19 protein-coding genes are annotated in these 24,256 nt (G+C 34.6%); 10 read left to right on the plus strand and 9 right to left on the minus strand.

Annotated features, from left to right (window positions below):
• Nucleotides 1-31: 31 nt before the first annotated feature.
• Both QL232_RS13415 and QL232_RS13420 read left to right on the plus strand, forming a co-directional pair.
• On the plus strand, nucleotides 32-1,372 hold the full coding sequence (locus QL232_RS13415) for a tetratricopeptide repeat protein (protein ID WP_168881733.1): 1,341 nt from the start codon (nucleotides 32-34) through the stop codon (nucleotides 1,370-1,372).
• A gap of 651 nt (nucleotides 1,373-2,023) precedes the next feature.
• Nucleotides 2,024-2,494 carry a hypothetical protein gene (locus QL232_RS13420; protein WP_168881731.1) on the plus strand — a complete coding sequence of 157 codons (471 nt, stop codon included), beginning with the start codon at nucleotides 2,024-2,026 and terminating at the stop codon, nucleotides 2,492-2,494.
• Nucleotides 2,495-2,540: 46 nt separating this feature from the next.
• Here QL232_RS13420 and QL232_RS13425 read toward each other — a convergent pair whose 3' ends face one another.
• Both QL232_RS13425 and QL232_RS13430 read right to left on the minus strand, forming a co-directional pair.
• Nucleotides 2,541-5,897, minus strand: a complete 3,357-nt coding sequence (locus tag QL232_RS13425; protein ID WP_281614487.1) for a methylmalonyl-CoA mutase family protein — start codon at nucleotides 5,895-5,897, stop codon at nucleotides 2,541-2,543.
• 37 nt (nucleotides 5,898-5,934) lie between these two features.
• Complete coding sequence (locus QL232_RS13430; protein WP_281614488.1) at nucleotides 5,935-7,068, minus strand: histidine kinase; 1,134 nt, start codon at nucleotides 7,066-7,068, stop codon at nucleotides 5,935-5,937.
• 309 nt (nucleotides 7,069-7,377) lie between these two features.
• Between QL232_RS13430 and QL232_RS13435 the strand changes: the two genes are divergently transcribed.
• The 5 genes from QL232_RS13435 (at nucleotide 7,378) to QL232_RS13455 (ending at nucleotide 12,208) form a co-directional block, all read left to right on the plus strand.
• Complete coding sequence (locus tag QL232_RS13435) at nucleotides 7,378-9,597, plus strand: NADP-dependent isocitrate dehydrogenase (protein WP_281614489.1); 2,220 nt, start codon at nucleotides 7,378-7,380, stop codon at nucleotides 9,595-9,597.
• A gap of 262 nt (nucleotides 9,598-9,859) precedes the next feature.
• Nucleotides 9,860-10,504, plus strand: a complete 645-nt coding sequence (locus QL232_RS13440) for a class I SAM-dependent methyltransferase (RefSeq protein WP_168881728.1) — start codon at nucleotides 9,860-9,862, stop codon at nucleotides 10,502-10,504.
• Nucleotides 10,505-10,544: 40 nt separating this feature from the next.
• Nucleotides 10,545-11,078 carry an OmpH family outer membrane protein gene (locus QL232_RS13445; protein ID WP_281614490.1) on the plus strand — a complete coding sequence of 178 codons (534 nt, stop codon included), beginning with the start codon at nucleotides 10,545-10,547 and terminating at the stop codon, nucleotides 11,076-11,078.
• 71 nt (nucleotides 11,079-11,149) lie between these two features.
• Nucleotides 11,150-11,665: an OmpH family outer membrane protein gene (locus QL232_RS13450; RefSeq protein ID WP_281614491.1), complete on the plus strand. Its 516-nt coding sequence runs from the start codon at nucleotides 11,150-11,152 to the stop codon at nucleotides 11,663-11,665.
• A gap of 36 nt (nucleotides 11,666-11,701) precedes the next feature.
• Nucleotides 11,702-12,208: an OmpH family outer membrane protein gene (locus QL232_RS13455; protein ID WP_281614492.1), complete on the plus strand. Its 507-nt coding sequence runs from the start codon at nucleotides 11,702-11,704 to the stop codon at nucleotides 12,206-12,208.
• 58 nt (nucleotides 12,209-12,266) lie between these two features.
• Here the strand turns inward: QL232_RS13455 and QL232_RS13460 are convergent, their stop codons facing one another.
• Nucleotides 12,267-13,133 (minus strand): SDR family oxidoreductase, encoded by an 867-nt coding sequence (locus tag QL232_RS13460; RefSeq protein WP_281614493.1) that lies wholly within the window; start codon nucleotides 13,131-13,133, stop codon nucleotides 12,267-12,269.
• A gap of 245 nt (nucleotides 13,134-13,378) precedes the next feature.
• Here QL232_RS13460 and QL232_RS13465 point away from each other — a divergent pair, with 245 nt between their 5' ends.
• Nucleotides 13,379-15,790, plus strand: a complete 2,412-nt coding sequence (locus QL232_RS13465; protein WP_281614494.1) for a TonB-dependent receptor — start codon at nucleotides 13,379-13,381, stop codon at nucleotides 15,788-15,790.
• Nucleotides 15,791-15,839: 49 nt separating this feature from the next.
• On the opposite strand, the gene rsmH is transcribed toward QL232_RS13465, so the two are convergent.
• Together rsmH and QL232_RS13475 are read right to left on the minus strand one after the other, a co-directional pair.
• Nucleotides 15,840-16,775 carry a 16S rRNA (cytosine(1402)-N(4))-methyltransferase RsmH gene (rsmH, locus tag QL232_RS13470; RefSeq protein WP_168881722.1) on the minus strand — a complete coding sequence of 312 codons (936 nt, stop codon included), beginning with the start codon at nucleotides 16,773-16,775 and terminating at the stop codon, nucleotides 15,840-15,842.
• Nucleotides 16,776-16,780: 5 nt separating this feature from the next.
• Nucleotides 16,781-19,096 (minus strand): cache domain-containing protein, encoded by a 2,316-nt coding sequence (locus QL232_RS13475; protein ID WP_168881721.1) that lies wholly within the window; start codon nucleotides 19,094-19,096, stop codon nucleotides 16,781-16,783.
• Nucleotides 19,097-19,403: 307 nt separating this feature from the next.
• Here QL232_RS13475 and rimO point away from each other — a divergent pair, with 307 nt between their 5' ends.
• Both rimO and QL232_RS13485 read left to right on the plus strand, forming a co-directional pair.
• Nucleotides 19,404-20,720 (plus strand): 30S ribosomal protein S12 methylthiotransferase RimO, encoded by a 1,317-nt coding sequence (gene rimO / locus QL232_RS13480; RefSeq protein ID WP_281614495.1) that lies wholly within the window; start codon nucleotides 19,404-19,406, stop codon nucleotides 20,718-20,720.
• A gap of 137 nt (nucleotides 20,721-20,857) precedes the next feature.
• On the plus strand, nucleotides 20,858-21,724 hold the full coding sequence (locus QL232_RS13485; RefSeq protein WP_168881719.1) for a hypothetical protein: 867 nt from the start codon (nucleotides 20,858-20,860) through the stop codon (nucleotides 21,722-21,724).
• A 39-nt stretch (nucleotides 21,725-21,763) separates the two neighbouring features.
• Here QL232_RS13485 and QL232_RS13490 read toward each other — a convergent pair whose 3' ends face one another.
• The 4 genes from QL232_RS13490 to QL232_RS13505 are packed head-to-tail and all read right to left on the minus strand — an operon-like array spanning nucleotide 21,764 to nucleotide 24,200.
• Entirely contained in the window at nucleotides 21,764-22,582 is an 819-nt protein-coding gene (locus tag QL232_RS13490; protein WP_281614496.1) for a hypothetical protein, read from the minus strand.
• Nucleotides 22,582-23,628 (minus strand): Rieske 2Fe-2S domain-containing protein, encoded by a 1,047-nt coding sequence (locus tag QL232_RS13495; protein ID WP_281614497.1) that lies wholly within the window; start codon nucleotides 23,626-23,628, stop codon nucleotides 22,582-22,584. Before QL232_RS13495 ends, QL232_RS13490 begins: the two co-directional genes overlap by 1 nt.
• 1 nt (nucleotide 23,629) lies before the next feature.
• Complete coding sequence (locus tag QL232_RS13500) at nucleotides 23,630-23,995, minus strand: hypothetical protein (RefSeq protein WP_281614498.1); 366 nt, start codon at nucleotides 23,993-23,995, stop codon at nucleotides 23,630-23,632.
• Nucleotide 23,996: 1 nt separating this feature from the next.
• Entirely contained in the window at nucleotides 23,997-24,200 is a 204-nt protein-coding gene (locus QL232_RS13505) for a hypothetical protein (protein ID WP_281614499.1), read from the minus strand.
• Nucleotides 24,201-24,256: the final 56 nt, after the last annotated feature.

Genomic DNA, 24,256 nt, shown 5'->3' on the forward strand with positions numbered 1-24,256 from the left:
TAGAAAAAGAGTTCTTCAACATTAGAAATCTATGAAACTATCTAAATTTCATATCATCTTAAAGTTAGTTTGCTCCTTGTTAGTAGTGAGTCCTGCATTTTCACAAAGTGCTGCAGACTATTTAGAGAAAGCAGATTTTTTATTAGCAAACAACCGTTACAACGAGGCTTTGGATATGTTGGATCAAGCAATTAATGCTAGTCCAAATGATGGGAGTATTTACTTCAAAAAGGCAAACACATATTTAGCAGTTACAAAGTTTGGTGATGCGATCCAAACACTTGAAGCTTGTGTGAAAGCAGATCCAGGATTCTTTAGAGCTTATGAGATGTTGGGTGATTTATATTCTCAACGTAAGCAGCCAATTAAAGCTGTAGAGTTCTATGATTTAGCTTATCAAAAAGATGGAGCAATTGAGCAAAAATATCTATACAAATTGAAAATATTAGATATTCTTGATCAAGCAAATAGACACAGGTTCTCCAAAAAACATATTGATGACGTAAGAAAATTAAACCTTACAGAATCATTTGACTTAGACTATTATGAGTCGATGTATTGGAATGAAATGGGTCACCCTGAGAAAGCGGAAGAACTAATGGCTAATATCATTGGTGATATTGAACCTTTATCAGGTAACGAAAGATACTATTATCAGTACGTTTGGGCATTGTTTGAGCAAGCTAAGTATGCTGAAGCAAAAGAGTGGATGGACAAGATTACTACAAGTGAGGCAGAATCTATGTTTATGATCTTCCAAGAGGATTACTACTTTAATTTAGCACAAACATACTTTACTGTTATGGATTATGAGAAGTCGCAACATATGATTGACGTGACTTTAGGAATTAATTCATCTTATATAGAGGCCTTCGATTTACAAAAGCAGTTGGCAGCTATCAGAACTGATAAAACAAAAGTAATTGCTGCTCAAGATAGAGCTTTAATGGCTGAGAAAGATGTTAAAAAGCGTTCTGCTAAGTTGTTAGATTTAGCGACACTGAACTATCAAGCAATGGACTATGCAACAGCATATATTCATATGGAAGAGTTCCAAAAAGCATTGCCTCAAAATGAAAGAAACATTAATGTGATTTTCATGAAGACAATGTGTGAAAAGAACCTTAGTGAAATCGGAGTAGCTACAGAGAAATTAAAGAAGGTAATTCATAATCCTACTATTAATCCTCCAACAAAAGCGAAATACAATTTTGCAATTGCATTAGTTTACAAAGAAATTGGAGATTATAAAACTTCAGAGAGTTTCTTAAAAGCGGCATATGGCGGTTCATTTAAGAATGCAGTTCGATATGAGTTTGCAGATATTCAGAAGTTAAAAGATATCAAGGAGTTGGAAGCTTTAAATAAATAAAGTTCCTGACTTTTAAGAAAGGCCATCTCAATTTAATGAGGTGGCCTTTTTTTGTAGTGATATTTCTTATGGATTGATATTAAAATATAGATCATATGCTCTTCAATTTTAATCAATTCATCTATTATGTTAGAACTTCAATTAAAACAATTTGGTAGCTTACTAAGAAAATCAAAATTATCACTAATAGGGCTGTCAATTTTAAATATACTGATGATTTCTCTTGAGAATGGAGACTTATCAGAGAAGGTTATTTCTACTCTTTTAAGCATTTTATACATAGTAGTTGCTTTACGGATGGGAAATCATCCGAAAGCATCATTGGTATTTTTGGTGATAGTACATCTACTATTTAATTCTTTTCTATTAAGTGTAGATGTTAGTTACTTTATTCAACAATGTGTTGGAACAGTGGTAGAGTTATTCGTCATCATTTATTTCATTAAAAAAATTAACGCAATTGAACTGTCAATTGTGTCCTTGGAGAAAATTTAATCTTATATATAAATTCGAAATATTGAAAGAGTCACTTCCCTAAAGAAGTGGCTCTTTTATTTTTTTTGAAAAAAAATGAATTTATCAGGTGACATTTTAATGATTAGGAAATAAGTAAGTGAAAATAAAAACTCAATCATTAAAAAGTTTACAACAATGAAAAAAGCTTTATATCTATTCATCACTTTAATTACATTAAGCTTCTCAAATCTTTACGCTCAAGCTCCTGCAAATGGGGGGGGAAACTTTAAAGGTCCTGGTACTTTAAATATTGGTTTAACCACTGGTTTCTCAAATAATACCATAGGTTTTATGGCCGATTATGAAATTGCTCAGTTAGGGAGGGATTTTACAGTAGGTGCATTTGTTGATTATCAATCTTGGTCTGGAGACGGAAGTACTTTTGGTGCTGGTGCTAGATTTAGATGGTATGCAGATAGAGTATTAAATATTACGAATCCAAAATGGGATGTATATGCTGTGGGTGATATTGGATTTGATTTTGGTCATGCCAATCAATTACACTGGGGTATTGGTGTAGGTGCTAAGTATCATATCTCAGATAAAATCGGTATTCAAGGTAATATTGGATCTGGAGCACAGATCGGTATTAGTTTAGGTTTGTAATAAATAAAAAGGCCTCTGAAATTACTCAGAGGCCTTTTTGTATCTATTACATATTTCTTCTGTATTGCCCACCAACTTCAAATAAAGCGGAGGTGATTTGCCCAAGAGAACAATATTTAGTGGCTTCCATTAAGGCTGCAAAAGTATTATTCTGATTTAAGGCATCTTCGCAGAGCTTCCCAAGTGCTTTTTTACCATTACTTTCTAAAACTTGATGTAATTGTTCGAGCGCATGGATTTGCCCATCTTTTTCTTCTTTAGTAGATCTAATTACTTCCTCAGGGATCACTGTTGGTGATCCATTTTTTGATAAGAAAGTATTTACACCAATGATAGGGAAATCTCCATTATGCTTCAATGTTTCATAGTATAGAGATTCCTCTTGTATTTTAGAGCGTTGGTACATTGTTTCCATAGCTCCAAGTACACCACCTCTTTCAGTAATTCTATCAAATTCAGCCATTACCGCTTCTTCAACTAAGTCAGTAAGCTCTTCAATGATGAAAGCACCTTGAATAGGATTTTCATTTTTGGTTAATCCCAACTCCTTATTGATGATCAACTGAATAGCAACGGCTCTTCTAACGGATTCTTCTGTTGGTGTGGTAATCGCTTCATCATATGCATTTGTATGTAGTGAATTACAGTTGTCATAAATAGCATATAATGCCTGAAGAGTGGTTCTGATATCATTAAAAGCAATTTCTTGAGCATGTAATGATCTACCAGAAGTTTGAATGTGGTACTTTAACTTCTGTGATCGATCACTTGCTTTGTATTTGTACTTTAATGCTTTTGCCCAAATTTTCCTGGCTACTCTACCTATTACAGCATATTCTGGATCGACTCCATTCGAGAAGAAGAATGAGAAGTTTGGAGCGAAATCATCAATCTTCATTCCTCTATTTAAATAGTACTCTATAAAGGTGAATCCATTTGCTAAGGTAAATGCCAATTGAGATATTGGGTTGGCTCCAGCTTCAGCAATATGATACCCTGAGATCGATACAGAATAGAAGTTTTTAATACTTTGATTTGTGAAATACTCTTGCATATCACCCATCAAACGTAAAGAAAACTCCGTTGAGAAAATACAAGTGTTTTGTGCTTGATCTTCTTTTAAAATGTCTGCTTGAACTGTACCTCTTACTTTCTGGATAGTGGCTTTCTTTATTTCTTCATAGACATCAGTTGGAAGTACTTGATCTCCAGTGACACCTAAAAGCATTAATCCTAATCCATTGTGATTTTTTGGAAGTTCACCTCTATATTTTGGAGCTGTTGATCCTTGGTAGATTTCGTCAATTTTATTCTGAACATCTTTCTCAAGACCTTTTTCCTTAATATATAGCTCACATTGTTGATCAATGGCAGCATTCATAAAGAAAGCTGTCATAGCTGCTGCAGGCCCATTGATCGTCATAGATACAGATGTAGAAGGAGCACAAAGGTCAAAACCTGAATATAACCTTTTTGCATCATCTAAACTAGAGACGTTAACACCTGAATTGCCAATTTTTCCATAAATGTCAGGTCTGAATGCAGGATCTTCACCGTATAAAGTGACGGAATCGAATGCTGTTGATAGTCGAGCAGCAGGTTGCCCTTCAGATAAATAATGGAATCTTCTGTTGGTACGTTCTGGGTTTCCTTCTCCTGCAAACATTCTAGTAGGATCTTCACCTTTTCTTTTGAAAGGGAATACACCGGCAGTATAAGGAAATTCTCCAGGTACATTTTCCTGCATTGACCATTTTACAATATCACCCCACCCTTTATACTTTGGTAAAGTCACTTTCGATATTTTATTACCAGACAATGTAGTTGATTTTGTATCTACATGGATATCTTTTCCTCTTACCTGATAAGTGAAAACATCACTAGCATAATTGTCAACTTTTTCTTTCCAACCTTCAATAATATCTAAAACTTCATGGTTGGTCTGCTTTTTAATATCTTCAAAAGCTTTTTGAAGTACACCTTTAGTTTGGTTTTCATGATCTACAACTTCAATCGCTTTTTGAAGTCCATAGAGCTTATCTGCTAATTCAGCTTGTTCGTCTACTGAAGCATTATAATTTCTGATTACCTCAGAGATTTCAGACAAGTACCTTACTCTTGAAGGAGGGATAATGTGAATTCTATTTCCTTCAATGTTATTTTCAACTTTTGATAAAGCAAGATCTTTCTTCTTTGCGTTAATTAGCTCAATTAATTTGTTGTAGAGCTGATTGACTCCTGTATCATTAAATTGAGAGGCCATTGTACCAAATACCGGTGTATCATCATCAGGTAATTCAAATAAGTTGTGGTTTCTACGGTATTGTTTTGCAACATCTCTCAGTGCATCTTGTGCACCTTTCTTATCAAACTTATTTAAAGCAATAACATCGGCATAATCCAGCATGTCAATCTTTTCTAGTTGAGTTGCTGCACCATATTCGGGAGTCATCACATATAATGAGACATCACTAAAGTCGATAATTTCAGTGCCCGACTGACCGATACCTGATGTTTCTAGAATAATCAAGTCGAACCCAGCGACCTTTACAAGGTTCAATACTTCTTGAATATGTTGTGATAAAGCGATATGTGCCTGTCTTGTTGCTAAAGAACGCATATACACTCTACCATTGGAAATAGCATTCATACGAATTCTATCACCTAGTAGTGCTCCTCCAGTTTTTCTTTTGGAAGGGTCGACAGATATAATCGCAACTTGTCGGTCTTCAGATGAAAGGAGAAATCTTCTAATTAACTCATCTACTAATGAAGATTTACCAGCACCGCCTGTCCCAGTAATACCAAGGACTGGAGTAGTAATATTTTCTGCTTTTTTAGCTAGATCACTTAAAAACTCTTGATGATTACTTTTGAAGTTTTCAATAGCAGAAATAACTCTACCAAGGTTTTTATGAGACTTCTTGTCAATATTTAGAGACTCCTTCTGTATATTTTTTCCAGTAGGAAAATCACATTGTATTAAAATGTCATTGATCATTCCCTGAAGTCCTAGTTTTCTTCCGTCATCAGGTGAATATATTCTATTGATACCGTATTGGTGGAGTTCTTCAATTTCAGTAGGTAAAATAGTTCCTCCACCACCTCCGTAGATACCAATGGTGTCAGCTCCTCTTTCTTTCAGTAAATCATAGATATATTTGAAATACTCTAAGTGCCCGCCTTGGTAGGAAGTGATTGCGATACCTTGTACGTCTTCTTGAATAGCACAATCTACGATCTCTTGAGCAGATCGGTTGTGACCAAGGTGAATGATTTCAGCGCCAGTTGACTGCATGATTCGACGCATGATGTTAATAGACGCATCATGTCCGTCGAATAAAGAACCAGCCGTTACTAACCTTATTTTATGTTTAGGTTGATACGGTTGACTCGAATTCATTTGTGAAGTCATTTTAGTGTGTTTAATGTTTAAGTGTTTATGATGTGTGTAATTCTAATGTAACCGAGAACCTATCATGGGTCTCATTGATGGTTAATATGTGTTTGTTTTTATACTGCAAGGTGAGACGTTTTTTTACATTCTCCAAACCAATACCGCCTTCTTTGTCTTTGCTTATTTTTCTTGAAGGTTTTGAATTGGAAACATTGAACAGTATAGTATTGTTTTTTTCGGTTTCTAATGAAATACTGATCCACCCATTTTGCTCATCTTCGATATGACTATGTTTGAAAGCATTTTCTATGAAAGGAGCGAAGAGTAGTGGAGCTATTTGTAAATGATGTGATGAAATATTGATATCATATTTAACTCTTTCATGTAGAGTGTCATCTTTCAATAAATGCAATGATATGAAGTTTTGCAAATACTCAACTTCTTGTGATAAAGGAACAGTTTCAGTCCCAGTATGGTACAACATGTACCGTAACATGTCTGATAGTTGGAGTACTACATCAGGTGTTTTGTCAGATTTTAAGAAGGATAATGAATAGATATTATTGAGTACATTAAATAAGAAATGAGGATTGACTTGAGATTTTAGAAAACTCATTTCGGATTTTACCTTTTCCTCTCTTAATAATGTTGCTTCATTTTCTTTTTTTAAACTATATACTGTCATTCTATAGGCAGTACTTAATAATGCAACTACACTAAATAAGATGAAGTTGTAGAGTGATTCGAAAATTTTTGGAGGTGTAAAGAATCTTTTTGCTCTGTTTTCACCTCTCATTCGATTTCTATTGTATTGATTCTGTTCTTCTTCGGGAGCATCAAATGGAAACAACCTTTCAGATTTCGCTTCAACTCTCCAAGAATCCATTACTCTTTTTTCGCTTCTATTGTATAAGGTGGCAATGCTTAAAGTGATTATGAATAATGCTGCCCCATAAAATAGGTACTTCTTTTTCAGTAAAAGTGATGGTATTAAGAATTTTAAATTAACCTGCCAAAGTATGATTTGAGCTCCAATTAGAAGACCTGCTTTGATGAGTGCATAGGTGTGTCCGAACCTCTGATCAAAAAAGTTGAAGGTTAAAAAAAAGTAGGCTATCACTAAAAGGAATTGCCATACTTGGTCTTGTTTGATGTTATACTTCGACAAAAAACTCATACTGTAATAATCCTAATTATCTATAAAGATATAATTATTTATTCAATGAAAATCTAGTAAAGTGATAGTGAAAATGGTAAATGTTGCTATATATTAATAATCGCATAAACGAATTAAGAGGTTTATTAAAAATGAAACTTAAGTCATTTTTTCATTCCAAAATTGCAAACATTTATTAAATTCGCACATTGGAACAAAAAAATGCTCAATTGAGAGTTAATTACTTTATATAATTAGCTAGCGTAACAACAAATTTCAGCAATAGGTAGCATTACGTGTGTTTCCTTATCATCACATAAGTTAAAAGACATGACAAAAGCGAAAATTATCTACACCAAAACAGACGAGGCTCCAGCTTTAGCCACTTACTCTTTCTTGCCAATCGTAAAAGCATTTACAGGCGTTGCAGGAGTTGAAGTAGAAACTAAAGACATTTCCTTGACTGGACGTATTTTAGCGAATTTCCCAGAACAATTAACTGATGAGCAAAAAATCGGTGATGCTTTAACAGAGCTTGGAGAATTAGCAAAAACTCCAGAAGCTAACATCATCAAGCTTCCAAATATTTCTGCTTCTATTCCTCAATTACAAGCGGCAATCAACGAATTACAAGCACAAGGTTACAATGTGCCTGATTTCCCAGCTGAGCCACAAAATGCAGAGGAAGAAGAGATCAAAGCACGTTATGCAAAAGTATTAGGATCTGCTGTAAACCCTGTTTTACGTGAAGGTAACTCAGATCGTAGAGCTCCTAAAGCTGTGAAGAACTATGCTCGTAAACATCCACATTCTATGGGTGCATGGACTTCTTCATCAAAATCACATGTTGCAAGTATGCCTGCAAATGATTTCTACGGTTCAGAGAAATCAGTTACAGTTGATAAAGCAACAGATGTGAAAATCGAATTTGTAGGTGCAGATGGATCTACAAAAGTATTGAAAGAAAAAGTAGCCTTATTAGACGGTGAAATTATAGATGCAGCTGTAATGAACATGAAAGCTTTAAAAGCGTTTATTGCAGAGCAAGTAAAAGATGCTAAAGATAGCGGTGTATTGTTCTCATTACACATGAAAGCGACAATGATGAAGGTTTCTGACCCTATCATTTTTGGTGCTGCTGTTGAAGTATTCTACAAAGATGTATTCGAAAAGTATGCTACTTTATTCGAAGAGTTAGGTATTACTGCTACTAACGGTATTGGTGATGTTTATGCTAAAATTAAAGGTCATGATAAGCAAGCTGAAGTAGAAGCTGCTCTTGCTGCAGTTTATACAGATGCTCCTGATTTAGCAATGGTTGATTCTGACAAAGGAATTACTAACCTACATGTTCCTTCAGATGTGATTATTGATGCTTCTATGCCAGCAATGATCCGTACTTCAGGTCAAATGTGGAACAAAGCCGGTCAACAACAAGATACTAAAGCTGTTATTCCAGATAGATCATATGCAGGTGTTTACCAAGCTACAATCGACTTCTGTAAAGAAAACGGTGCATTAGACCCAACAACTATGGGTTCTGTTGCTAACGTTGGTCTTATGGCTAAAAAAGCAGAAGAGTATGGTTCTCATGATAAAACTTTCCAAATGTCAGCAGCAGGTACTGTTAAAGTTGTAGACGCAGCAGGTACAGTATTGATTGAGCAGGCAGTAGAAGAAGGTGATATCTTCAGAATGTGTCAAGTGAAAGATCTTCCAATTCAAGATTGGGTGAAGTTAGCTGTGAAGAGAGCAAGAGCAACACAAACTCCAGCTGTTTTCTGGTTAGATGAAAATAGAGCACATGATGCTGAGTTAATCAAAAAAGTAAATACTTACTTAAAAGATTATGATACTGAAGGTTTAGAAATCCTTATCAAAGCACCAGTAGATGCGACTAAATTCTCACTTGAGCGTATCGTAAAAGGATTAGATACAATTTCAGTAACAGGTAACGTATTACGTGATTACCTAACAGATTTATTCCCAATTTTAGAATTAGGTACTTCTGCTAAAATGTTATCTATCGTACCATTAATGAATGGTGGTGGATTATTTGAAACAGGTGCAGGTGGATCAGCTCCTAAGCACGTTCAACAATTTGTGAAAGAAGGTTACTTAAGATGGGATTCATTAGGTGAGTTCTTAGCATTAGCCGTTTCATTAGAGCACTTAGGTGATACATTTGACAACCCTAAAGCGAAAGTTTTAGCGGAAACTTTAGATGCTGCAACGTCTAAGTTCTTAGATAATGATAAATCTCCTGCTCGTAAGATTGGTAGCATTGATAACAGAGGTTCTCACTTCTATTTAGCGTTATACTGGGCACAAGAATTAGCAGCTCAAGATAAAGATGCTGAACTTAAAGCGAAGTTTGCTGAGTTAGCAGAAACGTTAACAAGCAATGAAGCGAAAATCAATGATGAATTGATCGGTGCTCAAGGTAAAGCACAAGAGATTGGTGGTTACTACCATCCTGAGTTTGGTGCAGCTTCTAAAGCTATGCGTCCAAGCTTTACTTTAAATGATGCTTTAAATCAATTGGTATAATTACCAAGTAGATATAATTAAAACAAAACCTCATCTCTACAGATGGGGTTTTGCCCTTTTATACGATTTGCTTTTTGAGAAAGAAAACTGCTCTTTTTTGAACTTATTCAAGAAATAACGGTATTGATAGATACTTTCGATATGATTATTTCGTTCTAGACAAGATAATCGAATTGAAGTAGTAAGCTTGCATAGTTTTTGACGTCAATTTGGGTGGAAAAATTTCCTGTCTGTACGTACTAAATTTTTTAAATCTCGAAATATGAAAGAGGGTAATGTTGCTTTCTATCAAAAGATGCCTCTAGATATCTTTAAAGGTTTTGCCGATCAAATAGGTTTAGCTGGTGGAGAAGATCTGCAACAAGTATACGCTACGATCCAAGAAGATGCTGTGATCATGGAGTTGGGTTCGGGTTACGGCCGAATCATTAATTCACTTAAAGCAAATAACTTTAAAGGTAAAATTATTGCGGTAGAGATCGTTGATACATTGGTCGACATCTTAAAGCAAAATTCCTCTGATGATATTCAAGTGGTGCAAGCTGATGTTTGTGCCCTAGATTGGGAAGAAGAAAGTGTAGACATCATACTTTGGATGTGGTCAGGTATTCTAGAACTTTCTGCTGATGACCAGAAATTAGCTATTGAGAAAGCTTATAAATGGTTAAAAAAAGGTGGAAGAATGATCATTGAATGTCCTTATAACGATTCGATTTCCAAGGTAGGAATGTTATCAAATGATAAAAAAATTGTCGTAGAAGAGGAGTGGGGTGTCTTAAATGCAACACTTGTAGAAGAACAAGATGTGGCTTTTTATTCATCTAAAGCGGGTTTTAAGGAGTATTCATTAGATACTTATGAAACAACAACTCAACTTACACGCGCTATCTACACTTTGATAAAGTGAATAATATAAACATCTTTAAGGTGTATTAAACTAAGGAATAATGAAGAAAATACTCTTTGTAGGTCTGTGCTTTCTCATTAGTTTATCAAATTCATATGCCCAGCGATTTGGTTATATAGATTCTCAGGTCATTATTGAACAGCTTCCTGAATATAATGAGGCTGAACAAAAACTAAAGAAACTTACAGACAAATGGTTGACGCAATTGGATGGTATGAAAGCTGAGATTGCTGATTTGGAAAGAGCTTACGCTCATGAAGAAATCCTTTTAACTCCGGAAATGAAAAAGGAGAAATTGGATAAGATTGCAGACCTTAAAAAGGAAATGCGAGAGTTCCAAACCAATCATTTTGGTTACGAAGGATTGCTTTATTCGAAACGTATGGAATATATGAAACCCCTTCAAGATAAAATCTCTCAAGCTTGCCAAACTGTGGCTCGTCAGAAAAAGCTAAATTTTATCTTTGATAAGGCTTCAGATATTACATTAATCTATTCAGATCCTAAATATAATTATACTGATTTCGTTTTAGACGAACTTGGTGAGGGAGATCCTGAGGATTCTCCAAGATAATTTATATTTTTGCATCGAAACTTTCCTTAGAGTATAGTTTTACATATAAACGAAGAAATTTTTAGTAAAAAATGAAGAAAATCTTATTTGCGATTTGGTCGTTGATGATGCTGTCTTCTGTAGCTATGGCCCAACAAAAAGTGGCTTATATTAACGAGGATAGTGTGATCACCTCAATGCAAGAGTTCAAGACGCAGCAAAAGATTATCGAATCTTATGCTAAGCAGTTTCAAACTCAAATTGAGATGAAACAGAAGTCTATGCAGGAGAAGTACCAAACGCTAATGCAGGGACAACAAACAATGTCTCCTCAGCAGTTGGAAGAAGGACAGAAGGAGTTACAAGAACTTCAATTAGAAGTACAACAACTTCAGCAAAGAGCTCAAGAAGGGATTGCTAAAAAGCAAAATGAAGCTATGGCACCTCTTATGAAAAAACTTGAAGAGCATGTTGCTGCTGTCGCTAAAGAAGGAGGGTACTCTGTGGTAATTGCAGAAGGCATCATGGCAAGAGTGGGAGCATTCTTGATCGATGCTAATGGTGAAGATATCACAGGTAAGGTGATTGCTAAAGTGAATGGTCAATAATCTAAGTTAATATAAAAGACTTACAAACAAGAAATTATGAAATTAAGAGTTTTATTCGCATCACTTTTCGCTGTGATGTTAATGGGTTTATCTACTGAGGGTACTGCTCAAACAAAAATATTTGCTTACGCTGACCTTGATAGCGTAGTACGTTCAATTCCTGAATTTGAAACAAAAATGAAAGAATTGGAAAGCTACCAAAATCAGTTGTATGCTTCAATGCAACAACAACAGCAAGAGTTCCAAACAAAATATGCTGATTTCCAACAAAACCAACAAAACTGGTTACCAGAAATTATTCAGCAAAAAGCACAAGAGTTAGAGTTGTTACAAAGAAACTTACAAGAGTTTCAACAAAACGCTCAGCAAAACTTACAGAAGCGTCAATTCGAAGCTTTCACTCCACTTCAAGACAGAGCTAGAGCAGCTCTTGCAGAAGTAGCAAAAGCTAAAGGTTACCAATATGTAATTCCATTAGATATGTTATTATATAACGATGGTGCTGACGATATTACTGCTTCAGTAATTGAAAAAGTAAAATAGTAGGATAACTACTAAAAAAGCCGTTGATCATTTTATTGATCAACGGCTTTTTTATTTCTTATACTTTAATATCCCATTCTAGGTAATCGGAAAGTTCCTTTTGAGCTGATAAACACTCCTTGTTGATAGCTATTGTTCCAATACCTTTTAATAATGGATCAACTGTTGTTCTCAAGGGTCTTTTGCCTTTTTCCATTTCAATCAAATCCATAATCGCCTCTGGGATAGGTTGTGGACTTGGTAAAAAGTCTTTCTCTTCACCTGGATTTCCCCAGATATCGTTGGGAGCATTTTTTAGTTCTCCATATTCTAAAAGGCGGTCTTTATCATAGGGACCACTTTGTTTTGATTCGAAACTGGTTTTAAATCCTCCAGGTTGTAATAGGATAATATCGATACCTAAAGGAGCCAATTCATAATGATAGCTTTCTGTTAATCCTTCAAGGGCAAACTTAGAAGCAGTGTAAATTCCTGAATAAGGGAACACAACTCGTCCTTGAATACTAGAAATATTGATAATCAACCCTTCTTTTCTTTTTCTCATACTGGGGAGTATGCCTCTCATCATTCTCTGTACACCAAATACATTTACATCAAAAATTTGTTTGTATTGTTCTTCAGGAAAAGCCTCAGTCCATCCTGTACCACCAATTCCTGCGTTATTTATCAATACATCAATTTGACCTACCTCACTTTCAATTTGGGAAATTGCAAGATTGACAGAAGTAGTGCTAGTAACATCTAATTCAATAATAAATAAAGTACCTTTTGTCTGTCTGGAAAATGCCTCTAGTTCTTTAACTATCTGAATTCCTTTTGATTTGGAGTCTCTCATCGAAGCAATCACATTGTAACCACTCTTTAAAAGAGCCTCTGTAGTAACTCTACCTAAACCACTTCCTGCTCCAGTTATTAAAATATTCATATCATTTCTCATCATGTGTTTTTCAAATATAGCTTTAAGCAAAAGCAGAAATGTTTGTTTATATCGTTTGAAGTAAGGATGACGTAGTAAGGTGTAGGAATGTGATATTGTATTTCCAATTCAATCAGTTTTATCATTTGATAATGATCAATATTATTTAATGACAATGATCAATCATTTGTGAAGATATCTTAAATACATTTGCAGTTATTAATAATTAATCTAAATAATAATAAGCTAATACTTTGAAAACTATCTTAATATTCAATCTGTTACTACTATTTGTAAGCACTTCTGTATTTAGTAATACCATTAAGGTAAAAGGGCATATTACATGTGGAAATGAGCATATACCTTTTGCCAATGTTTCTATTAATGATGGACAGAAAGGTGTTTATTCAGATGATCATGGACATTTCCTTATTGAGCTAGAGGAAGGAAAAACGTATACTTTTTTAGTCTCTGTAGTAGGGTATAAAGACATGATTAAGGAGTTTAAACCCACTCGAAGCAATCATGATATCCATTTTAATCTATCCAAAGACTATTTAGAACTTAATGAAGTGATCGTATCGAGTAGTAGAAGATCACAAAGCAGACAAGAAACCTCTAGTGTTGTAAATGTTGTTGGAAGTGATTTTCTCATTAAAAATAACTTTAAAGTTGTAGCAGAAGGACTAAACTACATTCCAGGTACAAGAGTAGAAAGTACTTGTGGAAATTGTGGCTCATCTCAACTTAGACTAAATGGTTTAGAAGGCCCTTATACCCAAATCCTTATTGACAGTAGACCATTATTTAATGGTTTAGTAGGTGTTTATGGTTTAGAACAGATACCTGTAGCAATGATCGATCAAATAGAAGTTGTTCGTGGTGGGGGATCCGTACTTTATGGAGCTAACGCAATAGGTGGTACCGTTAATATTATCACAAAATATCCTCAATTTAATTCTTATGAGGTGGGGACAAATTTTGGGACAATAGATGGTAAATCACATGATTATAGTGCTTATTTCAACACTTCGTTAGTCTCTAAGAATGATAAAACATCTAGCTATATCTATGGATCATATAGAAATAGGTACGCTTGGAATGCTAACCCGAATGATATTTATTATCGATTAGATGAGGATGGAAATACAATGGGGGATCCGATAAAGGATGACTTTTCAGAATTAACAGCAATGAAAACACTTTCATTAGGGACAAAAGTATATCATCAATTTTCAGAGTATAACAAAGTATCCATGGATGTAAAATATACTCATGATAATAGAAGAGGAGGTAATAAGTTAGATCAACCAAAAGAAGAGGCTGATATTACTGAAGCTATCGACATGCATATTGGTACTGCGATGCTAAATCATGATTGGTATAGTAGGTCAAATAAACTTCATCTGAATAACTATTTTAGTGGGCAATATGTACACAGAGATAGCTATTATGGTGCACATCAGCAAAAAGATGGATTTGGTTTGACAACTGGAAAGACGATAGTAGCAGGATCTCAGTTGAATATTAATCTTGGTAATGTCTTGAATGGGAAATCCTATTTTGTAACAGGAGTTGAGTACATCAATGACCAAATTAATGATAAGAAGCTGTCTTATTTTGATGAAGAATTAGGGAAGGTAACGGATGATGCTACAGTTTCGGATCAGATATCAAATACTTATGCTGTGTTTGCACAAAATGAATGGATGAGCAACCAATGGTCTGTATTGATAGGTGCTCGTTGGGACTTTGTTGATATAGTTGATAATCAAAATCAACAAAATAATAAAAGTGTAAATTCTATTAATCCAAGGATAAATTTAAAATACAAACTGAATGATAATATGCAGTTGAGAGGAGGATTTGCTACAGGGTTTAGAGCACCTCAAATGTTCTCTGAAGACTTGCATATTGAAGTAACAAGTGGTCAGGGAGTACGAACACAGTTGGATCCTAACCTGAAACCAGAGTCTTCTATTTCATATAACTTAGCTTGGGATTTTGATAAGTCTTTTGGTCATGTTCAGACTTACTTTTTGGTAGAAGGTTTTTACACAAAAATAAAAGATCGATTTGATAACCAATATGATTATTTGGAAGATGGAACACTGATTCTCTTCAAAAGAAATTCAACATCAGACGCAGTGGTTCAAGGGGTAAACCTTGAAGGTAGAATTGCTCCTAATGAAAAATTATCTTTTCAAGCAGCTTATACTGTTCAAACCTCTATGTATGAAGAGGAGAATCAATGGGGTGATGAAGAAACTAGTACTTCAAAACATATTTTGAGAACACCGAATCAATATGGGTCACTAAGTGCAGATTATAATATTACAAGTCAATGGTCAGTTTCAATGACTGGTGTTTATACAGGTAGTATGTACGTACCTTATCTTCCTGGCGGGTTTATCGATGGGGAGTTGACAACTGATGAAGAACTTATAGATACTGAACAATTTTTCGATATGGGGATAAAGGTTTCTTATTTAACAAAGTTATCGAAATCAGCTAATATACAGATTGGAGCTGGAGTAAAGAATATATTTAATCAAATGCAGTCTACATTTGTAAGTGGTATCGATAAGGATGCTGCATTTGTATATGGCCCAATTACTCCAAGAATGTTTTACGTTGATTTAAGAATTGGAAACTTATTAAATTAAGAGACCAAACAAAAAAGCCTTTCTGTTATCGAGAAAGGCTTTTTTGTTTTTATATATCGCTTTTAGGATTATTATTTTCTGCGAGTTTTACTCCAATCCTTAATTTTGCACTTCTAGCTCTTCTATTCTGAGCAATTTCAGCGTTAGAAGCAGTGATAGGTTTACTTTTTAAAGGTTTTAATGGACGAAGGATATTGCCATAAAAATCTTTTTCATGTTTACCTTCAAAGTTACCAGCTTTAAAAAAGTTCTTAACAAGGCGGTCTTCTAAAGAATGATACGATTCAATAACAAAATGACCTCCTTCTTCTAATACTTCAGCCCCTTGTTCTAACATCTCTCTGAGTGTTTCTAGCTCTTCGTTTACTTCGATACGAATCGCTTGAAATACTTGAGCAAAGAAACGGTTTTCTTTTCCTCTTGGAGCCATCGGTCGAAGAGCATTCATTAAGTCAAGTGTAGTTTCTATTGTTCCTGCACTTCTTGCATGGATGATTAAACTTGCTGCTTTTCCTGCATGTGTAATCTCTCCATACAACTTAAATATCTCTTTCAACTTTCCTTCGTCATATTCATTGATGACTTCTTTGGCTGAAATAGAGCCAGACTGTGCCATTCTCATATCTAAAGGAGCTTCACCTCGAGTGGAGAATCCTCTAGATGTTTCATCAATTTGATGTGATGAAATACCTAAATCACCCAAAATACCTGCAACACTTTTAATGCCGTGAAGTCTTAAATAGCGTTTTAAGTATCTGAAGTTAGCAGCACAGAATATTAAGCGATCATCGTTGATAGCTTCTGCGTTTTTCTTAGCATCAGGGTCTTGATCGAATACAACCAATTTTCCTGTTGTTAAGTGTTTTAATATTTCTCTTGAGTGACCACCACCGCCAAAAGTTACATCAACGTAGGTTTTGGTAGGGTCGATATTCAGTCCTTCAACACATTCGTGAAGCATTACAGGAACATGATAATCGCTCATAGTATTTATCTCTGTTTTTCTAATTCGTTATTACCTTTAATAGGAAGTGTAATGGTGAACTCAGTAAACGATGAAGTATCTTCTTCATTGTCTTTTGGCTTACTTGAAACCATAATGCGACCACCATGTTTCTCGATAATACCATAAGATATTGAAAGACCAAGACCGGTACCTTCTCCTACTTCTTTTGTTGTGAAGAAAGGATCAAATATCTTGTCAATCACTGCTTGGTGCATTCCTTTACCATTATCTTTTATAGAAATACTGATATGGTCGTCACCTTGTGTGAATCTTGTCTTCACCTCAATGATCCCTTTATCTTCATCGACAGCTTGAATTGCATTGTTGATGATATTCATAAAGACTTGATTTACTCTACCTGGTAAACATTCGATTTCCGGTAGGTCATCTTGTAAATCAACATTGATGGTTACATCTTTCTTTTTCGCTTTATTATTAAGAATCGTCAAAGTAGACTGCATGCCGTCGTTAATATTGGCATGTTTGAATGTATCCTCGTCTAATCTTGAGAAAGTTCTTAATCCTAAAACTATTTCCTTTGTTCTTTGTGCACCTTCTTCTATACCATTGATTAATTGCTTGATCTCATCGGTAAGAATATCCACTTCAATTTCTTCTGCCAAGACATTGATCTCTTTTACTTTATCTTTAATATCTTCACCCTTTTCATACATATTGATTAGGTGATTACATTGATGTAGTAAAGTGATGATATCGTCGATATCGTCTTTCAATGGTTGAACATTAGAAGACACAAAGTTAATGGGATTATTGATCTCGTGAGCGATTCCCGCTGTTAATTGACCTAAAGAGGCCATTTTTTCTGAATTAATCAGTTGAACTTGGGTCGCCTTCACTTCTTTCATGGCTTCTTCCAACTTCTGATTAGTATAAAGGAGGCTTTCCGACTGTTGTCTTAGCTCTTCTTCAGAAGTTTGAATTTCATGATAAGCTTCAATAATTTTCTTCTTATCGTTTTCTCTCTCGTCTAGCATTTTATTGGCTAGATTGGCCAACTGATCAAATTCAGCATAGGCTAAACGATCTTTATTGATCTTTACATGCTCTTTAGATGCTGTATCAAAGAAAGAAGCAAATTCATGAATATTATTTGTGATGCCTGTCGCTACTTTTCTTAACCTCCACCATAAAATAGCAATCAATAGTGTAGATAAAGATAGAATTCTAAACAACTCTGTGGTTAGCTCATTAATTAATAGAGTTCTTTTAGCTGCAATTTGTTCGTCTAATTCATCTAAATAAACACCAGCACCAATAGTCCAGTCCCATTCTTTGAAATAGAGGATATAGGAGAACTTTTTGGTGACCTCCTGACTGTTTGGTTTTCTATAGTTATAATAATAAAACCCTCCATTCTTTTTCTTATTCATCATTTCGAATGGGATATCTTTGAAATAAGTGGTATCGCCATTTTCGTCTGTGATAGGTAAAGAATTGAGTTGCTTTGGTGTGATGGTCTTAGCCTTTTCATAGTACTTCCATCTTTGAAGTAATGGATGTCCTCTTTTATTGACAAACAGGTAGCCATCTTTTCCAAAATGTACTGAAGACATACGTTCTAAAGCTTGCTTTTGCATGTCTTTAGTAACATTGTCCATATATTCTCCAGTACCTATGACTAAGCCTAAGGGCTTGAAATATCTTATATATGATGTTTTAGGATACTGTTCCTCGTCTTTTTGATCTGGTTTTTTCCAGTAGTAATTGAAATAGCCACTACCTTTTGTCTTGGCAATTTCCATTTGTTCCCTAATAAAATAGTTTCCTTTAGCATCTTGGTAGTCGAGAATGTACTCACCGGCTGCATCTGGTTCTGAGGCATTCATTACAGAGTAACCACTAATGTGATCAATAAAATAATAACCTCTTTTATTGTTGAATCGGATAGGGTAAAGCGAGTCTTTTATCAATTCAACAATTACCTTTTTAGGGAGTTTGTTTTTATTTCTTTCGTAGATGTTGGTCATTATAAGGTAGGCCTCATCTACTCTATTTTTTAATGTTTTCCTTAAATGCTTTTCAGTATTTTTTTCTAGGTAACGAATGTATTTGGCAGAGTTTTCAACCTCATTTCTAGTAACACGCTTTTGATTTTCTGTAAATTCGGTTTCAAGCCGCTCTACATCAGCTTTATAGTCACTTAATTCTTTAATAGACCATATGCCGACAAGGAAGGTAATTGCAATTACTGAAAGGGTCATTACAGGAATAAAGGTCGCTTCTGAAATGTGCTCTTTATTGTCCTGACTATTTATATTGTTTTGCTCAAAGAGCTTCATAAATTTATTTCAATGATTTCGTGATAGGCTAAAAAAATATTCCGATGTCTTAGAATAATCTAGTCGTTACAAAAATATCGCTTTTTTATAATATTGGATAACAAATAAGCTTAAAATCAACGTTTTTTAAGAATTATATAACTGGGCTAATTTAGTGAAGTCCGATAATTCTGATCAATTCCTTATTTTTTTTCTTAATTGAAGTAAATGATTTACATCTCTTTGACAAATAGGTTGTTAAGCACCTAATAATCTAATACTTTTGCAAATCGTAAATCGGAATTAGAATTCGTAAATAAGTAATCTCTTGAAAACCAGAACACTTAAAGAAAATAAAGTCAATATAATTACACTTGGATGTTCAAAAAACATTGTTGACTCGGAGGTAATTATGACACAATTGAAAGGAAATGGCATTGCCGTAGAACATGAGATGGAAGATGATAAATTTAATATTGTCTTAATCAATACTTGTGGTTTTATCGGTCATGCGAAAACTGAATCTATTGAAACAATTCTTCGTTATGCTGAAGCAAAGAAGGAAGGTTTAGTAGATAAGGTGTATGTTTCTGGCTGTTTATCTGAAAGATATAAGGAAGATCTAGTTCAAGAAATTCCTGAGGTAGATGCATTTTTTGGAACAAGGGAAGTGCCTAATTTATTGAAAGCGTTAAAAGCTGACTATAAAAAGGAACTTCTAGGCGAAAGATTGCTGACTACAGATAAGCATTACGGCTACCTTAAAATTGCAGAAGGTTGTGACCGTCCTTGTTCTTTCTGTGCAATTCCATTGATGCGTGGTAAGCATGTGTCTACACCTATCGAAGACTTGGTGAAACAAGCAGAAGATATGGTAGCAAAAGGAGTAAAAGAAATTTTATTAATCGCTCAAGACTTAACTTACTATGGTCTTGATATTTATAAGAAACGTCGTTTAGCTGATTTACTAAGAGCACTTTCAGATGTGGAAGGATTAGATTGGATCCGTTTGCACTATGCTTACCCAACAGGCTTCCCTATGGATGTTATCGATGTAATGAAAGAAAGAGATAATATTGCTAACTATCTTGATATTCCTTTACAACATGGTTCAACAGAAATGTTGAAGAGAATGCGTAGAGGTACTACTAGAGAAAAGCAAGAGGAATTGATTAATGAAATCCGTCAGCGTATTCCAGACATTGCTATCCGTACTACTTTAATTACTGGTCACCCTGGTGAAACAGAAGAAGAGTTCGAAGAAATGTTAGACTTTGTTGAAAGAATGAAGTTTGAAAGAGTAGGTGTATTTGCTTACTCTCATGAAGAAGATACGCATGCTGGAGACACTATGGAAGACACAATTCCTGATGATGTTAAACAAGATCGTGCAGATGAGATCATGGCCATTCAGGAAGATATCTCACTTACTTTGAATCAAGAAAAGATCGGTAAAACTTACAAAGTATTATTTGATAAGATTGAAGGAGGTTACTTCGTAGGTCGTACTGAATATGATTCTCCTGAGGTTGATAATGAAGTTTTAGTTCCGGTTTCTGAAGAAAATCACGTTCGTTTAGGTGATTTCGCAAATGTGAAAATCACGAACGTTGAACCATTTGATTTATACGGTGAAATCGTATAATACTTGAAAAAGTGATCAGAAAATCTTACAATAGATAATTATATAAGAAAGACGTGAAAAATGAGATATTCTCTCCCATTTTCACGTCTTTCCTTATCTATAAAATGATCTATAAGATTTTTTAACAATAAAGAGTTATGCACGCGATTCTTTCGTTACTCATCGTTTTAACTTTATTTTCTGACAATAACGGGATTTCAAGGATTGCTACTGTCAATAAACACAAGTCAGCAGCCGAATCAGCGTTTAAGTCGAAAGACTATAAGACAGCTATTTCAGAATATAGTATGCTTTTGGACTCTCTTGGTGAGAAAGATGATGCAGCTATGTTGGATTTAGCTCATGCTTATTTTATGTCCGAAGATTACGAAAATGCTACAAAACGCTATGCTAATATTCAGAATGCTGCAGACAAGAAAATAGCTTCTATCGCCAATCAGCAATTGGGGGTCATTAAGTCGCAGGAGCAAAAGCTTGAAGAGGCATTAGAGTTTACTAAGGCAGCGATGAAGAAAGATCCATCAAATCTTCAGGCTCGTTACAATTATGAGTTGTTGCTCAAACAAAAACAGCAGCAAGACGAGCAAAACCAAGATCAGAATCAGGATCAAAATCAAGACCAGCAAGATCAAAACCAGGATAAGCAGGATCAGGAAGATCAACAACAAGATCAGAATCAGGATCAGCAAGACCAAGAAGATCAGCAGGATCAAGAGAATAAAGATCAACAACAGGAAAACGAGGATCAGCAGCAAAAAGATCAAGGAGAAAATAAACAGCAAGATGAGCAACCTCAAGATGAACCTCAAGAAACAGAAGAGGAGAGGGAGCAAAAAGAAAAAGAGCAGCAGCAAGAAATGTTTAATCAGCGTATGCAAGAAATAAATATGCCGAAAGAACAAGCTGAAATGATCCTTGATGCCTTAAAAAATAATGAAGTACAATACTTCCAACAACAGAAGAAACGATCTGGTAAAAAGTCAGAATCTGATCAAGATTGGTAGTTAGAAAAAAGGGATGTATAGAAAATATACATCCCTTCTTTATTTTGCTGTAATACAAAGGTGTTGTTCCTTTGGAGGAGAAGAGTTCTCTTGATAATAGGAGAAAGCTTGTTCTTTGATGATAAGCGGATGCATGGCCTCAGAATACTGTAATAAATGCCAATTTCTTCCTTTTCTTACTTTACCTTTTAGTCGAACAGTTTTTCCAATTAATTTTAAAATAGGAGTGTTGTCTATTTTTAGATTTGGATAGGTAATCACAAAATAAGATTCAAACCCATTTTCATTCCGGTGAACTAAAACAGCAGGTATATTCCCCGATAGGCAACGAATAGCACAAGATCTATGTATTTTCCCAAAACCAGGTTTCATAACTCCGAAATAGCACTTTGGATCTACAATTTCTCCTGTAACTTCCAAGACTCCTTGATTAATAAAGGTTGGTGGTTTAATATTAATCACTTTATCTGATGATTGAATATCGGTAACTTCCAATACATTTTGTCCATTAAAATAGATAAGGTGCCCGGTAATATCGACGGCACTGTTATTAAGATTTTTGATATCCATATCATCTTCAGAAATACCAAATTTTCCTTGCTTAACAAGCATAATATCTTTGAAGTATCCCTTCTCAATTTCTACTCGAATAAAAGGAAATGGCTGCATATATAGTTTTCCTGTAAAAGTAGTTTCTCTATTTATTTCGAAAACCCCATTAGTAAAATGCTCTTGGAAAAAGCCAAATGAAAAGCAACTAATAAATAAAAGTATAAGAAATGATGCCGCACCAATGAGAGTGAATTTTCTATATTTTCCTTTTAATTGATTGATGTAACCAATGTAAAATCCTTTCATTATCGTATTGTTTTTGGGTTGGATGGTACTCCTTCGCCAAGTGGAACAGGGTGTACAAAAACTTCTTTACCTTTTAATTTTACATCATAGGTATTTATGGTTTCAGTAAAAGGAGGTGGAGACTGTCCATTTTCTGGGTTGTATTGGTAACCATGCCATGGACAAGTAATACAGCCGTCAATTATTTTACCTTCACCTAATGGACCATTTTGATGCTTACAAACATTTGACACCGCAGAAACTTTATTGTCATACTTGAAAATAGCAATTCTTTCATTTCCCAGTTGAACGACCTTTGCACAGTTTTCATCAATATCATCGATAAGGCAAATATAGATGTAGCCGTTTTTATCTACTCGATTATGTGACCTTAGAAACTCTCTATCACTAGTCCATTCAGTAATACCTGTAATGAGATGTAAAGTGATCAATATTCCACTTCCAATGCCGACCTGAAGTATTAAATACAATTGGTGGTCTTGTTGATAAGCTCCTAACAATACATGAAAAACTACCAAGGTATAAGCGATATAGACAAACATATGAAGCCTCTTCCATAATATAGCTCCTAGATGTTTGTTCCAAAAATCATGACTTGTTGAAGCCATTAGGAATAATATAACAAGAGCAAAAAAGCCTAATGTCTGAAAAGGGAAATCACTAGAATGATCATAGTCTAAATTGGAAGTGAAAAGGGAGTTGATAATACCTTCATTGCCTAAAGCATGGAATTGAATTAATGAAAACACACCATGAGTCAATGCCATAAAGAACATCGCAACACCCAAATGTCTTCTATTGTAGAGAAGGGGTAAGAAATAATGGGATAGTCTGCATAAAGGCCCAATGCACAATATTAGTTGAAGCATTGTTATACTTAGTGAACCAAAACTTCTTATGATCAGCGTTTCTATGGTACAATCTTTTTGTGTGATTGCTGTAAACCCTGCAAAACTTAATATATATATAATGATGCCCAATGAAATCCATGAATCATATCTCTTTTTTTGAGGATTCCACAAGACAGATTTATATTCAAGAGACATATTACCTTTTTAATGACAGTTGAATGAGAGATATTTTATTGTGTTGATCAAATACTTTTAATGAAATAGTATTACTCGGTATCTTGAAGTGAAAATTTCCTTTTGCTGTAACATCACCCAAAAAATGCTCTTTGTTGTTATCTTCAATAGCATATAAAAACACAGTAGGAGCTTTAAATGGGTGAAAGACTTGAAAAGTGAGATGATTTCCTTCCACATAATAATTAACGTCTGAAGTAGCTTTTGAATTGTCAAAGTTCGAAAGATATGAGGAAGGAATTTCTGTGGAAATAAGAAGCCCTGTAGGTAGAATAATAGCAATAATTAGCCATAAAAAAATATGTTGATTCCTTAATTGGGTGTTCATTTTATTTTCGAATTATTTTTGGAAGTAAGTAAACCCATAATAATATCGTTGCAGGTATCCATATGATCTTTGCAACAATAGGAGCATTGCTATACTTGGTATCTAAGTTTTTTCCTCCTCTTAGGATAAAAAAGATAGCAAAGAGAGTTCCTATAAATAGATAGAATTGAGAAACCTGAATAGTTATTTTAATGAGTTGTTCCATTGACTATCAAAATACTACTTTTTCTGTAAACATTAAAATAAAGAAAAAGCACTTGT

It is taken from the genome of Flammeovirga sp. SubArs3 (assembly GCF_947387565.1).
In the GTDB taxonomy this organism is placed as follows: domain Bacteria; phylum Bacteroidota; class Bacteroidia; order Cytophagales; family Flammeovirgaceae; genus Flammeovirga; species Flammeovirga agarivorans.

Bases quoted from the DNA above. Each gene is read 5' to 3' on its own strand.
- QL232_RS13430 (WP_281614488.1), bottom strand. From the start codon at position 7,068: ATGAGTTTTTTGTCGAAGTATAACATCAAACAAGACCAAGTATGGCAA.
- QL232_RS13420 (WP_168881731.1), top strand. From the start codon at position 2,024: ATGAAAAAAGCTTTATATCTATTCATCACTTTAATTACATTAAGCTTC.
- QL232_RS13490 (WP_281614496.1), bottom strand. From the start codon at position 22,582: ATGAAAGGATTTTACATTGGTTACATCAATCAATTAAAAGGAAAATAT.
- QL232_RS13505 (WP_281614499.1), bottom strand. From the start codon at position 24,200: ATGGAACAACTCATTAAAATAACTATTCAGGTTTCTCAATTCTATCTA.
- QL232_RS13435 (WP_281614489.1), top strand. From the start codon at position 7,378: ATGACAAAAGCGAAAATTATCTACACCAAAACAGACGAGGCTCCAGCT.
- QL232_RS13500 (WP_281614498.1), bottom strand. From the start codon at position 23,995: ATGAACACCCAATTAAGGAATCAACATATTTTTTTATGGCTAATTATT.
- QL232_RS13425 (WP_281614487.1), bottom strand. From the start codon at position 5,897: ATGAATTCGAGTCAACCGTATCAACCTAAACATAAAATAAGGTTAGTA.
- QL232_RS13450 (WP_281614491.1), top strand. From the start codon at position 11,150: ATGAAGAAAATCTTATTTGCGATTTGGTCGTTGATGATGCTGTCTTCT.
- QL232_RS13415 (WP_168881733.1), top strand. From the start codon at position 32: ATGAAACTATCTAAATTTCATATCATCTTAAAGTTAGTTTGCTCCTTG.
- QL232_RS13475 (WP_168881721.1), bottom strand. From the start codon at position 19,096: ATGAAGCTCTTTGAGCAAAACAATATAAATAGTCAGGACAATAAAGAG.
- QL232_RS13440 (WP_168881728.1), top strand. From the start codon at position 9,860: ATGAAAGAGGGTAATGTTGCTTTCTATCAAAAGATGCCTCTAGATATC.
- QL232_RS13460 (WP_281614493.1), bottom strand. From the start codon at position 13,133: ATGAATATTTTAATAACTGGAGCAGGAAGTGGTTTAGGTAGAGTTACT.
- QL232_RS13455 (WP_281614492.1), top strand. From the start codon at position 11,702: ATGAAATTAAGAGTTTTATTCGCATCACTTTTCGCTGTGATGTTAATG.
- QL232_RS13495 (WP_281614497.1), bottom strand. From the start codon at position 23,628: ATGTCTCTTGAATATAAATCTGTCTTGTGGAATCCTCAAAAAAAGAGA.
- QL232_RS13445 (WP_281614490.1), top strand. From the start codon at position 10,545: ATGAAGAAAATACTCTTTGTAGGTCTGTGCTTTCTCATTAGTTTATCA.
- rsmH (WP_168881722.1), bottom strand. From the start codon at position 16,775: ATGAGCGATTATCATGTTCCTGTAATGCTTCACGAATGTGTTGAAGGA.
- QL232_RS13485 (WP_168881719.1), top strand. From the start codon at position 20,858: ATGCACGCGATTCTTTCGTTACTCATCGTTTTAACTTTATTTTCTGAC.